Source organism: Flavobacterium sp. B330r (assembly GCF_056824325.1).
The window spans coordinates 230,973-243,315 of record NZ_CP124860.1 but is presented as its reverse complement, the minus strand read 5'-3'; the positions used below and the strand labels follow the sequence as shown (position 1 = coordinate 243,315).

General features: G+C 33.2%; 20 protein-coding genes. All 20 read right to left on the bottom strand.

All coding sequences use genetic code 11. The features are described from left to right. Window positions 1-42: 42 nt before the first annotated feature. The 20 genes from QLQ95_RS01090 to QLQ95_RS00995 all read right to left on the bottom strand — a co-directional run bounded on the left by QLQ95_RS01090 (window position 43) and on the right by QLQ95_RS00995 (window position 12,326). Complete coding sequence (locus tag QLQ95_RS01090; protein WP_095928851.1) at window positions 43-255, bottom strand: ArsR family transcriptional regulator; 213 nt, start codon at window positions 253-255, stop codon at window positions 43-45. A 4-nt stretch (window positions 256-259) separates the two neighbouring features. Continuing rightward, window positions 260-670, bottom strand: a complete 411-nt coding sequence (locus tag QLQ95_RS01085) for a hypothetical protein (protein WP_095928850.1) — start codon at window positions 668-670, stop codon at window positions 260-262. 43 nt (window positions 671-713) lie between these two features. Further along, window positions 714-1,628, bottom strand: a complete 915-nt coding sequence (locus QLQ95_RS01080) for a helix-turn-helix domain-containing protein (protein WP_095928849.1) — start codon at window positions 1,626-1,628, stop codon at window positions 714-716. Window positions 1,629-1,640: 12 nt separating this feature from the next. After that, window positions 1,641-2,537 (bottom strand): NmrA family NAD(P)-binding protein, encoded by an 897-nt coding sequence (locus QLQ95_RS01075; RefSeq protein WP_482502241.1) that lies wholly within the window; start codon window positions 2,535-2,537, stop codon window positions 1,641-1,643. A gap of 102 nt (window positions 2,538-2,639) precedes the next feature. Continuing rightward, window positions 2,640-3,125 carry an SRPBCC family protein gene (locus tag QLQ95_RS01070; protein ID WP_320492111.1) on the bottom strand — a complete coding sequence of 162 codons (486 nt, stop codon included), beginning with the start codon at window positions 3,123-3,125 and terminating at the stop codon, window positions 2,640-2,642. Between the two features lie 105 nt (window positions 3,126-3,230). Beyond that, on the bottom strand, window positions 3,231-3,671 hold the full coding sequence (locus tag QLQ95_RS01065) for a hypothetical protein (RefSeq protein WP_095928846.1): 441 nt from the start codon (window positions 3,669-3,671) through the stop codon (window positions 3,231-3,233). 24 nt (window positions 3,672-3,695) lie between these two features. Next, entirely contained in the window at window positions 3,696-4,289 is a 594-nt protein-coding gene (locus QLQ95_RS01060; RefSeq protein WP_320492110.1) for an NAD(P)H-dependent oxidoreductase, read from the bottom strand. 79 nt (window positions 4,290-4,368) lie between these two features. Further along, the gene (locus QLQ95_RS01055) at window positions 4,369-4,575 is read right to left on the bottom strand and encodes a helix-turn-helix domain-containing protein (RefSeq protein WP_057116634.1); all 207 of its coding nucleotides are present in this window, start codon (window positions 4,573-4,575) and stop codon (window positions 4,369-4,371) included. Between the two features lie 10 nt (window positions 4,576-4,585). Beyond that, window positions 4,586-5,128 (bottom strand): hypothetical protein, encoded by a 543-nt coding sequence (locus QLQ95_RS01050; protein WP_482502238.1) that lies wholly within the window; start codon window positions 5,126-5,128, stop codon window positions 4,586-4,588. A 136-nt stretch (window positions 5,129-5,264) separates the two neighbouring features. Then, on the bottom strand, window positions 5,265-5,945 hold the full coding sequence (locus tag QLQ95_RS01045; RefSeq protein ID WP_095928843.1) for a DUF4919 domain-containing protein: 681 nt from the start codon (window positions 5,943-5,945) through the stop codon (window positions 5,265-5,267). A 220-nt stretch (window positions 5,946-6,165) separates the two neighbouring features. Next, window positions 6,166-6,540 (bottom strand): YdeI/OmpD-associated family protein, encoded by a 375-nt coding sequence (locus QLQ95_RS01040; protein WP_320492107.1) that lies wholly within the window; start codon window positions 6,538-6,540, stop codon window positions 6,166-6,168. Window positions 6,541-6,640: 100 nt separating this feature from the next. Continuing rightward, window positions 6,641-7,033, bottom strand: coding sequence for a DUF1801 domain-containing protein (locus QLQ95_RS01035; RefSeq protein ID WP_428238131.1), 393 nt, complete (start codon window positions 7,031-7,033; stop codon window positions 6,641-6,643). A gap of 18 nt (window positions 7,034-7,051) precedes the next feature. After that, the gene (locus QLQ95_RS01030; RefSeq protein WP_320492105.1) at window positions 7,052-7,486 is read right to left on the bottom strand and encodes a GNAT family N-acetyltransferase; all 435 of its coding nucleotides are present in this window, start codon (window positions 7,484-7,486) and stop codon (window positions 7,052-7,054) included. A 14-nt stretch (window positions 7,487-7,500) separates the two neighbouring features. Then, window positions 7,501-7,839 (bottom strand): avidin-fold protein, encoded by a 339-nt coding sequence (locus tag QLQ95_RS01025; RefSeq protein WP_320492104.1) that lies wholly within the window; start codon window positions 7,837-7,839, stop codon window positions 7,501-7,503. Window positions 7,840-7,849: 10 nt separating this feature from the next. Next, window positions 7,850-8,497: a suppressor of fused domain protein gene (locus tag QLQ95_RS01020; RefSeq protein ID WP_482502235.1), complete on the bottom strand. Its 648-nt coding sequence runs from the start codon at window positions 8,495-8,497 to the stop codon at window positions 7,850-7,852. Between the two features lie 107 nt (window positions 8,498-8,604). Beyond that, window positions 8,605-9,111, bottom strand: a complete 507-nt coding sequence (locus QLQ95_RS01015) for a TPM domain-containing protein (protein ID WP_250836821.1) — start codon at window positions 9,109-9,111, stop codon at window positions 8,605-8,607. Between the two features lie 166 nt (window positions 9,112-9,277). Further along, window positions 9,278-10,027 carry a DUF2314 domain-containing protein gene (locus tag QLQ95_RS01010; protein ID WP_320492102.1) on the bottom strand — a complete coding sequence of 250 codons (750 nt, stop codon included), beginning with the start codon at window positions 10,025-10,027 and terminating at the stop codon, window positions 9,278-9,280. Window positions 10,028-10,346: 319 nt separating this feature from the next. After that, complete coding sequence (locus QLQ95_RS01005) at window positions 10,347-10,937, bottom strand: hypothetical protein (RefSeq protein ID WP_428238128.1); 591 nt, start codon at window positions 10,935-10,937, stop codon at window positions 10,347-10,349. 166 nt (window positions 10,938-11,103) lie between these two features. Next, on the bottom strand, window positions 11,104-11,487 hold the full coding sequence (locus QLQ95_RS01000) for a DUF5367 family protein (RefSeq protein WP_428238127.1): 384 nt from the start codon (window positions 11,485-11,487) through the stop codon (window positions 11,104-11,106). Continuing rightward, window positions 11,484-12,326: an NAD(P)H-binding protein gene (locus QLQ95_RS00995; protein ID WP_482502234.1), complete on the bottom strand. Its 843-nt coding sequence runs from the start codon at window positions 12,324-12,326 to the stop codon at window positions 11,484-11,486. Before QLQ95_RS00995 ends, QLQ95_RS01000 begins: the two co-directional genes overlap by 4 nt. Window positions 12,327-12,343: the final 17 nt, after the last annotated feature.

Here is a 12,343-nt window from a genome sequence, read left to right as displayed (position 1 = left end):
AGTGCTACAAATTTTGTAGAAAAGAAAAGGAAATTTATAAAATTAAATGGCTTCCGATTTGATTTTGCTAAGATCAATACCAAGTTGAGCAAATTCTTTTTCACCCAATTCTGTTATGTAAAAATGCTTCTCTTCGGGATTATTTTTGGCAATCCATTTTTTGTCGGCAAAAGTTTCTAGAAGCAATTCTCCCAATTTACCCCCAAGATGTTCATAGCATTTTTTGGCTGGTTTTATCTTTTTTTGATTTTCCATGATTTCATTTTTTTACAGCAACTTTAGAAGCTAAATACGCCATTGGAATATAAGCAAAAACTAAATCGACTAAACCAAACCAAAGAGGAGTAGGTAAAGTGAAAATTGTAACAAGACCACCAAATAAAAAGAAACCTCCAATGCCGAAAGCCAGTTTTGTTTTGTGTGTAATTGCAGCAACAGCGGTTGTCAATGCTCCTGCAAAAGTTCCGATGGCGTGCGCCAAAAATGGAAAAAGAAAATGCTTTGGCTCAAATAAATGCATGGTTGCTTTTAAACCTTCAGTAGTAGTAACGTCTGCACCATTTGGTGCTGGAATTATAGAGCCGCTTACTAAAATGATGCTCATATTAACAATACTGCCAATTACAAGACCTGCAATTACAGCCAAAGTATTTCTTAAAAATGGATTCATGATTTTCGTTTTTTACCTAACGAATGTATGAAAAATAAAACAATTAGTTAAACGATTGCCTGAATTCTAAAGGGGAAGTGTTGGTCTTTGTTTTAAATAATTTACTAAAGGATTGCTGGTGCTCAAAACCCAGTTCAAATGCAATTTCGCTGATAGATAGAGTAGTAGTTGAAAGCTTTTCTTTTGCCTTTTCAATCAATTTATTATGAATATGCTGTTGCGTGCTTTGACCCGTATGCGTTTTTAATAATGCGCTGAGATAATTGGGAGAAACATTTAGGTTTTCGGCAATAAATTGAACTGTTGGAATCCCTTTTTGTTTTAAAGTGTCGTCGGTAAAATAGTCTTCCAAAAGTTTTTCTAATCGTGCGAGAATCTGATGACTGCTTATTTTTCGGGTAATAAATTGTCTGTTGTAAAATCGTTCTGCATACGTGAGAAACAATTCAATTTGTGCAATAATAACGTCTTGACTGAATTTATCGATATTGGATTGGTATTCCTGCTGAATATTTTTGATAATATCAATGAGCATATTCTCTTCTTTATCAGAAAGATGTAGCGCTTCATTGACCGCGTAACCAAAGTAGTCGTATTGTTTGATTTTGTGAGCAAGCGGCGTATTCCAAAGAAAATCAGGATGAATCAATAATGACCATCCTGTGTGTTGCATTTCGGCATTTCCTTCAATAGAAAAAACTTGTCCTGGCGAAAGAAAAATTAAAACACCTTCTTTAAAATCGTATTCCTGTTGGCCATATCGCATTTTTGCGTTGGCATTTCTTTTTAAAGCAATCGAATAAAAATCCAGCATTAAGCTTTTTGGTTCTTCGTTATTTAGATATTTTAAATCTTCAAAATTGTAAACGCTTACCAAAGGATGTTCGGGTTTTGGCAAATCTCTAAAATCATGAAATTCGCTTATTGTCTTAAATCGAAGTGGTTGCTGATTGGCCATACTACAAGGTAATTAATTTTGATTGAAAACAGCAACAAATTCTTTTGCATAATCTGCCAGTTTTGTTTTTCCTAAAACGGCAGGTCGATTTTGGTAATAATCTTCACTTAGCAAACCACTGTAAAGTGCAGCATACATTTCTACCAAACCTTGTGCTATTTTGGGCTGCATCCCAACAGCAATTAATCCGTTTAGTGTTTCCTCGTCAGATATTAATTTCCACTTCAAATCTGGATTTCCGATGGCATCGCCTAAAATTTTTGCCGTTTCATCTCCAGAAACTTCTTCGCTCGCAACATAACGTATTTTTTTTCCGTCAAGCGGAGTTGTAAGTTCTTCTGCAATTGCTTCGGCTATATCGTTTGGAGAAACCCACGGAATCAATTGGTCCGCTCCATAATTAGCAGCTATAATGGCTTGGTTTTTAATCATCGGGATATAAGCCAACAAATTGTAGTAAAAAGAAGTTGGACGCATAAAGGTAATCGAGACATTTGAAAGTTTGTTCAGAACCGCTTCGATTTCATTATAACGCTGAATAATTCCAGAACCTTGTTCTAAATGTGCGCCAATACTGCTTAAAAATACTACTCGTTTTACGCCAGATTTTGCGATCGCTTCTGCATAATTATTTCCAATTGTACGAGTAAAAGCATCTAAATCGAGATTCGGATCAAAATAGTTCGCGCGTGGAATCATGCAATATACGGCATTTGCTCCTGTAAAAGTTTGAGCCAAAAAATCGACATCATTTACAGATCCAATTGCGGCTTGAGCTCCAAGATTTTCGATTTCCGATTTTCTTTCACTACTGCTTGTAATTATTGTAATTTGATGGTTTTCTTTTAATAAAGCTTTCGCTAAAGGCTTGCTAATGTTCCCTAGAGAACCTGTAATTATAAGTTTCATACTATTATTTTTTTGTTGATACAAAGTTGCGAAGCATTAGCAAAATAGATTTAGCCAAATCTATGATTGACGTAGTCTAAAATAATAGTATGAAATGTGGTTTTATTTTTCGGATAATTTTCTTTCGGTTTCAATTTGGGGTTTTCCTGTAGCATTTGGCAGACCTTTTCTTGTTTCAATTAGTTTTTTCAAACTATTCTCAATGTAATTGGTCCATCCTGCTTTGCAAACTTCAAAACATTCATATTCTGGCACTAACCCCACATGTGTAAAATTGAGTTTCGTTTTGTCATTTTCTTTCGAAATATCAAAAACAGCAGTAGTATTGGTCCATTCTGTATCGTCTTGGGTGAAGCTGAAATAGTTTTCTTCAATAAGCCAAACGATTTTCTGATTCGGAATTACTTCAATCAGTTTTATTTTACAACGGTGAACGTCTTCATAATGGTATTTAAATTCGTCTCCTTGGTTGGCTGTTTTTCCTTCAATTTCTTCAGACCACCAGCCGCGAACGTTTTGTATGGCTTTAAAAACTTCTTCTGGCGATTGACTGACAAGTATTGTTGTGGTAAAATCTTGAGTATTCATAATCAATTGACTTTTAAATTAGTAAAGTAAATTTACAATCTAAAAATCAATTGGTTAAGGTGTTTAAAAGACAATCTTAAGGGGTGTTTCAGACAAGAAAAATTATTAAGCATTTTCGGTTAATAAGACTACACTAATTATGATTCCGAAAAAAACAATGATGCTTAACAAACCAATCAAAGTGACTCTCCATCCTCCAAAAGTTTCACCTCCATTTTGAATATGTTTTTGAATATTCTGTTCTTGGAATTTTTTCAAAAAATAAGAAGAGACCGTTAAATAAAGTAACGGAAAAAGGAAACTAGGAAAATTATCTGGAATAATAAAAATAAGCGGAATAATTGCAATCATGGATATGATGGTTATAATCCAAGTGTTTTTGGCTTTTTCAAAGTCATTAAAAACTTTAAAATTTTCTGAAATGCAATACCCAGCAACTAATGGACCAGCAAAAAATGTTCCTATTCTTATGGCTTTTTCTGAGTATATTTTTTCTGTTGGGATTTCTTCAAAAACTGATTTTTCTGCATTATTTTCTAGTTCCATTTTTTATAAAGTAAAATTTAAGGTTTATAGTATTGCTTTAATTTTTTGAGGAATTTTATTTAAAAGCTCAAAATGTATTGACATAACATTTTCTAGCTCCAATGTTCCGCCTAGAATAATCATTTCTTTATGCGTAAAACGTTTTCCAAGTCGGTCTTCCAGCATAATTTTTTCCATGCTTTGTGCAATTTCAATTTCATGCAAGAATTCATTCGGATGACCCGCTGTGCAAAGTACAAGACCGTACGGAATGGTTTTCATTTTTCTAGCCGTTTCGCTTTGTCCGTACGCATATCCAACAGAGTAAACACGATCAAACCAACCTTTTAATTTTGCAGGACAATCGCTCCACCAAACAGGGTACAGAAAAATAATGCAGTCTGCTTTTTCTATTTTTTCTTGTTCTGCTAAAACATCTGTAGAAATAGGAAGTTCTGTTTTGGCAAAACCTTCTCGTTCGTATTCTTCCTCAGACATATCACCCACAAAATTAGACGCATATAAATCGGAGATTTCTACATTCCATTTTTCAGTATTCAAGACTAGTTTCAATCTTTCTAAAACTTGAAAAGTGTACGATTTTTTGCTCGGATGTGCGTAAACAATTAGAATGTTCATTTTCAGATTTTTTAGATTTATAATTGTTTTGAAATTTCAATCTGATTTACACGAAAATACAAATTAAATCGAAATGAAATTATTCTTCAGAAAATTCTAAAATATCGCCGGGCTGGCAATCAAGAACTTTACAGATAGCTTCTAGCGTACTGAAACGAATTGCTTTTGCTTTGCCAGTTTTTAGAATGGAAAGATTAGACAAGGTTAAATCTACTTTTTCTGAAAGTTCGTTTAATGACATTTTTCGCTTTGCCATCATGACGTCTAAATTTACTATAATGGGCATAATTTTTTGTTTAAATAGTTAAGTCAATTTCAGATTGAATTTCGATTCCTCTTTTAAAAATCTGTCCTACCACAAACATTACAATGGCCATAAATATCCAAATGCTGTGGCCTTCAAGATTAAGTGATTCCAAAGAAGGAAGTTTTACGCCTTTAATAATTAACCAATTGTTGAATTTGAAGGCCCAGAAGGAAAACAAACCAATTCCGAAAGCGAGATAAGAAAGATAAGATATAAAACGCCCCATTTCGGCAGTAAAAGGCTGTTCGATGTTTAGTTTTTTCTCATGCAGCATTTTTACAATCAGATAAAACATAATGGCTTTTAAGATTGCCACAATGCTGATAAAACATATTTCTTGAATATAAAAACTAGGACTGTAATTATATAAGTCAAGCAAATGAAGAAAACGAGCATTATAGGAGTTTATCGTCATAGTATAAATTCCGTTAAAAAGATACATACCAACTTCTACACATAAGCCAATAAAAATAATCCATGATAAGATATTCAGGATTTTTAGAATCTGCGGTGTTCCAATTTTAATTTCCATGCTATTCAAGATTATAAGTTATGCTGCTAAAATAATAAAAATTTATTGATAAACAATAAATAAATAGTTTTTATCAAAAAAAAAGCTTCAACATTAAAATTTGCTGAAGCTGTGGTATTCTGTTTTTAAAATTATGTTAGCGAAGCATTTTCTTTTCGTTTTCAAGCATTTTTTCGATGTTAAAATAAATACCGTCTACATTATAAACGCCTTTCTCGAAGCTCAGATAATCGCAATTATCAACGAGCGATTGTCCTTTAGATTCAATTTCAAAAAGATTGAGCAAAATGTATTCGTGTTCGACCATTATGACATGAAAACCAGTTTCGCATTTTTTTCCGTCGCCAGAAGAAAGTATGACATTCATAATGCTGTGAAATCTAAAAGAAGCAATTTTTGCAGATGCTTCGTCTCCTTTTAAGTGATAAACGTAAGTAAGGAAATTGAGCTGTTTTAAGTCAAATGGGAATTCGCTTAAGGTATGATTGGACAATTTGATTATTTCATCGTAATCTGAAGCTTCGAGTTCTTCTTTGTCATAATATTTGCGAAGCTGTTCCTCGTCTGGCGATTTCCAAAAGGCATTGTATTTGGGTTGAAAAACATAGCCTAAATACAAATGGCGGTATTCGTCATACGATAAAAGCGTATCATTTTTCGTGAGTCTTTCCATTAATTTAGGATAGAAAAATTTTGAATTTTTGTCGTTGATTTCTTTTTCGATGGATTTATAATCTGGAGTTGTAAAACCAATTTCTTGTGAATGCACTTGAATTCCGAAGCAAAAAATAAGAAGGATAAAAATTTGTTTTAGCATGATGTGGTGTGTTTTTGGTTGTAGTTCTGATCTTACTAATGTACAAATTATATAAGAACAAAAGTGTTCTTATGGATGCCAGATGCGTGAAGGATGAGAGCGGCATCTCCCGATTTAGAAAAACAAGGCTTTTTAGCCGTAGTTTTTGTTAATCGGGAATATAGCGGACAGCCTGACCCGGAGGGACACGCCCTAGTAAGTAAGAATTTTATTTTCTACATTATTCGGTAATCCATTTTCCTTTTTCTTTTGCAATATCGATTGCTTTCTGACCGCGTTCTGTCATTAAATTTTGCTGAATCATACGTTCGGCTCTTTCAATATTGGGTTTGCTCCATTTGCTGGTTTTCGGATTTCGGTGTGAGAAGGTAAGATAATAGCTTTCGGCATCGCGTTTTTTGCAGAGACTGTCAATCCAACCAAAACAAAGTGCTTCTTCGGTTGCTTCGATTAAATTTACGCTTTCTGTCTGACTTTTTTTATGATATAAGATTAACCAAACCGATTTTTCTGTCTGGCTATTTGTCTCAAGCCAATTGCGCCAATCTTGTCTATTTTGGGCATAAACGGCTAATTTTCCATCTTTAGTTTCCATTTTTTTAGTTTTATTTTATAAAGGTAAAATGCCTTTGTGACAACAGTATGTCAGTAGTAAAATTAAAGATAAAATATTGAAAATTAGATAATTGATTTTTTTAAAGTGGCTTTATTCGAAGCAGTTCGCCTTTTCGTTTGACAATGTTTTTATAATCCCATTGAATTTCTCTGCTTTTTTCTAGCCAGCGTTTTAAGTCTTGTTCGTTTATTTGATTGCTATTTGTGTAGCGCATTTCGGCAGCTTTAAACGAACCTTCGTTTTGAAGTTTTTCTTCGTCAAAAGATTGTCCGCTCCAGAAAAGCAATCGAACTGAATCTTTTAATTTGCTATAACCCACAATCGGATTTCCGTCTAGGAACCAAACAGGATGCGCATGCCAGATTTTGCTTTCGGCATCAGAAAGATTTTCATTTATAATCGCCAAAAGAAGATCGCAGATTTCTTTGTTTTCTGCTGTCTGAGAATTGTTGTAATCTTGAATCTGGCTCATGTCTTCAGCATTTTAGGGTTATTTTACTTCTTTGGTCAACTCAAATAAAATATAAGTTCCGTTGCTCGAATTTCCTCTCGATTTTTCTACAAATCCCTTTTTTCCATAAAATTCAACTGCTTTAATGTTGCTTGTAAGGCATTTTAGGGTAATTGGAAATGAGGTTTTTAAGATGGCTGCTTTTAATAATTCTGTACCAAGATTTTTTCCTTGATGTTTAACATCAACGTAAAGATGATGAATGAAATTGTTAGGCATCCAGATCGAAATAAATCCGACCGGAATATTGTTTACAAGAGCCGCTAAAATATATTCGCCTTGTGTTTGCTTGTCAAAATCGTCTAATTCAAATTCTGACAGATCTTGTTCTGTAAATGTGCGCCGTCTTTCGTTTAAGAATAATTCTCTTAAATGAGGTAAATCGCTATCTCTTGATTCTCTTATGATCGTCATTTTAGAAATTGCATTTATTGTTCTTCAAGTATAGAATTTCCTTTAGATAAATCTCCAGAAGTCCATTGCCACGTTTCTTGAAGCCTAATTTTTCCGCTTGCTAAAATTTCAGGTTTAGAAGTGCAGAAACCAGTCATTAATTCGCCTTTTTCATTCACTTGATGATATCTCATTTCGATATTTCCCGCGCCGTCAACCAAACCAATTAAATGACCTTTAACGATTTTTCCTCCAGAATATTCAGAAGTTAAAATGTTTCCTTCCTGTATATAATGAAATGCAGTTTCACTAGAGGTTTCTCCGTTTTCGCTGTTGCTTACAGGTTTGAAGATTTTGTTATTGTAATTAATCATTTTTGATAGTTTAATCTTTTCGATTCAAATCGGTAATTAGTAAAGGATTATTTTCTTTTAGCTTATTTACTAATTCTTCCACCCTTTCTGGATTTTCTTTAATGTTTTCATATTCAGCAGAAGTTATGCCGACGATTTGTAAAAATGAAACTTCGCCGTGTGGCGTTTGTTTTTTAGGAACTTCCAGATCATTCACAAAAATTAATGCCGTAATATCGGTTTCAGTGTCCAGACGAATTGGTCCGTTTGCTGGCATGTAATGAAACTCTTCAAACCAATTTCCACTGTCAAATACATATTTAGCTATATTTTGGAGCAAAGCCACAGCCCAGCTCGGATTTCCGCTATCGGCTTCATAAGGTTTTAATCTAAAAGTAAGTTCAAATCCCCATTTGCTAAATTCTCCATCTGCTTTTTCTTCATTATAATACAATTCAGAAAAACCGTAAGTAATAAAATGGTAATGATCTTCTTGATTTTTGCTTTCGTAATAGCTTACACCATCAAGCGGATGTTCTCCGCCAAGCATATAACTAATTGCTGGAGCAAAATGTTTGGGTTCCTGATTCGGATAAAGGCGTTCAAATTCTTTATCAATTTCTAACCGGCCAACAGCGTCATCTTCGGTAAATTCTTTTTTGTATTGTTCTAATTCCATTTCTAGTAAAACTTATTTTTACACTAAAATAAGTCTTTTTCTAACTATTAGTTTCGACACATTAAAAAAAAATCCGATTTGATTTCGCAAATCGGATTTTGATGTATTTATTGCTGTTGCAATTTTTTCATGAATTCATTTGAAGCCTGTTCTAAAGCTTTAAAATAGTTTCCTTTTTTAAGTTCGGGAATAGAGTAGGTGCTGATTATGTTTTGTGTGTCTTCAGCATTTAACTTGTATTTTATAAAATCGACGCTTAAGACCTGAATTTGCCTTAATGTTTTACTCACAACAATTAGAAGAGTTGGATCTAATCGCGGGTCTTTGGATAAAAATTTGTCAAGATCTACTGCAAATTCGTCAAAAGATTTAAAAGGTTCAACAGAAGGAGTTGTTATGACTACAATTTTGTAAAGGTGTTTTTTTTCGAAAGCGTTCAGAGTAGTATTTAAAGATTGAAGCTCTGCTGGTTTTAATACTTTTTCGAAGTCGTTTACACAGTCTGTAGATTGAGAAAAAGTGCTTTTTAAACGGGAAGCAAAATCGGTGTCGGTTTTGGTTTGGGCAGATAAAACTGAAGATAACAGTATAAGCGTAAAGAATAATTTTTTCATTCTATGGCATGTTAGATTTGGTGCTGCAAAAGTAGCACATTCTTTATTGTAAACAGATGAAAAAATGATCAGTTTTGATTTTAAAATGAAAAAATATTCTTTTTTGAGAAGCAGTTTATCAAATAAAAATCCGATCTACTTTTGGTAAATCGGATTTTGAAATTTTTTATTGAAATAAAGGTATTAGATGATCCCATTTGAGTTCTTTGGCAAAATCTAAAGCTGTTTTTCCGCTATTGGTTTTTGCCTTTGCATTTGCGCCAGCTTTTAAAATGAGTTCTACAGAAGTTTGATTTCCAGCAATAGCTTCACGATGCAAAAAAGTGTAGCCTAAATCGTCTTGCGCTTCTATTTCTTCTGGATTGTTTTTTAAGAATTCGATTAGACTTTCTTTCATATTGATACTCATTGGATGCTCTATCAAGTTTTCTGGTTTTTCTTTCTGATTTGTAACAACCAGAATATCATTGTAATCTCCAAACTCTAAGCCCCAAGCATCGTCATGGTCTTTTCTTTCGTCTTCGTCCATTTCTGAGCGCATGGCGTGTATCGTAAAAGCCCCGTATGTTTTTCCTTGGCTTGCAAATAACCAATCGCTGATTTGATTAATCGGAATTGCAATTTCGTCTCCATTATTAACATTGGTTAGATCATTGGGATCATTTACTAAAATCCCGTATATCATTTCGCCGTCAAAGTTTACGTCGTTAATCCACATATGTTCTACGATAGTTTCGTCATCTATATCTTGAGTGAAAGCTAATTTTACACAAGCAACATCCAATCCTGGAACTATTCTTCTGTATTCCCAAGATAATTCTCTCCAGAAATATTTAAAGGTTTCTTGTGCTCTTTTGTAAGCTTCGATCATTTTTGGATTTTCTCCGTCGGCGTAGAATATTTTTGTTTCTTCCATAAAAAAGGATATTTATAATGATTTATAAAAGTAATCTTTTTATGACTTTAAGGAAAATGATATTTAATTATTTTGAGGTTTTAATTTAAAAGTAAAGCTTTTTTAAGACAAAGCATTGTCATTTCGAGCGAAGGGAGAAATCTCCGCAAGAAACTCCGAAAAGTAAAGTTATTTGCAAAGATTTTATTAATCTTTTTCGAGCTATTTATGGAGATTTCTCCCTTCGCTCGAAATGACAAAAGGAGGGATTCTATTTATTAAATAAAAAAATCCGACTTGCTTTCGCAAATCGGATTGTATAAAAATTAGAAATTATTTCTTAAAAAGTATAGCCTATTCTTAAATGAAAATAAAGTAAGAATTGTTCCTTTGTGTAATCAAAATTATCTACACTTTGTGCATTTCCAATATTAGAATTTGCTTTAATAAATACCATTCTGTATCCGATTCCTGCGCCTGCTTCGTAAGTAAAATGATCTCCAATTGCTCTTTTCATTCCCCATGTTGGAGTAATAGATAAATCTGCATTTTTAGTGATATTATCATCTAAATTAATGACAAACCAATCTGGATGGTAACTTGTTTTAAGAGAAATATAATTACCACTATTATTTGAAATGTTTTTTCCTCTAGCGTTTCTTTTTTTCAGATTGAAATAAAATTTTGGCTCTGCTGTAATTACGGGTTGTAATATAAAACCAGCTTCATCATAATGATCTCCAACTGCAAAATCATGTTCGATACCAATTTCGCTTCTTAAAGCAATTGAATTAGCAAGTTTTAATTCGTTGTTAAGCCAAATTCCGGCAAAACCTGTTTGTGCCGAAAAGATTGATTTTTCTACGCTAGCTTCTTGAGCCTTAGCATTAATAGTTATTCCTAAGATTATAAATAGGATTAATTTTTTCATACTAGTATTTGTTTTTTTTGTAATTGGTTAGATTAATTTTGGTGCGAAAATAGTATTAAAATTTTAAAATCCTAATTTGCAAAAACTACAAAAGTTTAAAGAGAAAAGGCACAAAAAAATCCGACTTGTTTTTACAAATCGGATTATCTAAAATAAGTTTATGTTTTTATTTACTTTCAAATCTCTTTTTCCAATAAAAATAAACCGTTACAACATTTAAAACGGCAAGAATCCACAGTAAAGGATTACTGAAAAAATCCTGATAACTATGTCCTTTTGGAATTTCTACAAATGGAACAAAGATTAAAACATCTAATAAAATAGCAGTTAAAGACATTATGAATCCAATTGGAATTCCTGATGTCGAAGTTCCTTTTTTGTAATAAAACGAAGCTCCAAAAATAGCGTAGAAGACAATTAAAATGCAGATTAGTGCTGTTTGTATGTTTAAAGAATCTTTTACAATAGGTATGTGTGCTAGAATAAAAAAGGTTAAAGCTATACAACTCCAGAGTATTATACCCGATAAAACTGCTCTCCGATAATTCATGACAGCTGGTTTACTTTGTTCCAAATTCCAGTTTTTGATGTTTTTAAAACATATTCGGTAAAATCTATTGCTTTTCGGCCTAAAACTTTTTCAATATCATTTGTAATGCTAGAATTTCGTCCGTCCAGTACTTCTGTAAATAAATAATTTACAAGCCAGATTTCGTCTTCAGGAACCTGATATTCCCGAAGCGTCTTCACATAATCCTCAAGTTCTACTGCTTGGAAAATAATTTCTCTCTTTGTAATTTTTGCTATTTCAGAAACAGCCTGTTCAAAATTAAGCAGGCGAGGACCAGTTAATTCATAAGTCTTGCCATTATGTTTTTCGTTTAAAAGTGCTTCTGTTACTACTGCTGCAATATCATCCGCATCAGTAAAAGGCTCGAGAACATCGGCTTTTGGGAGTGCTACAAATCCAGCTGAAACAGGTTCTAAAAAAATACTTTCGCTAAAATTCTGATTGAACCAAGATGCTCTTACGATCGTCCAATTTTTGGCTGTTTCTTTTACAATTTCTTCACAAACTTGCGCTTCTTTTTCGCCTCTTCCAGAAAGAAGAACCATTTTTTCTACTCCATTTTGTGTGGCAAGAGTTGTAAACTTCTGAATGATTTCTGGTGCTGTTGGTACTGCTAGATCGGGTTGAAATGTGATGTAAACAGTATCAATGTCTTGCATGGCATTTAACCATGTTTCTGGTTTTTCCCAATCAAAAGGAATTGTGGCAGATCGCGAACCAATTCTCACTTCTACGTCTTTTTGTGTTTCTAATAATGCTGCAACTCTGCGACCCGTTTTTCCATTGCCTCCCAGTACTAAAATTTTCTTTGTTTTCATGATTAATGATTTTAATT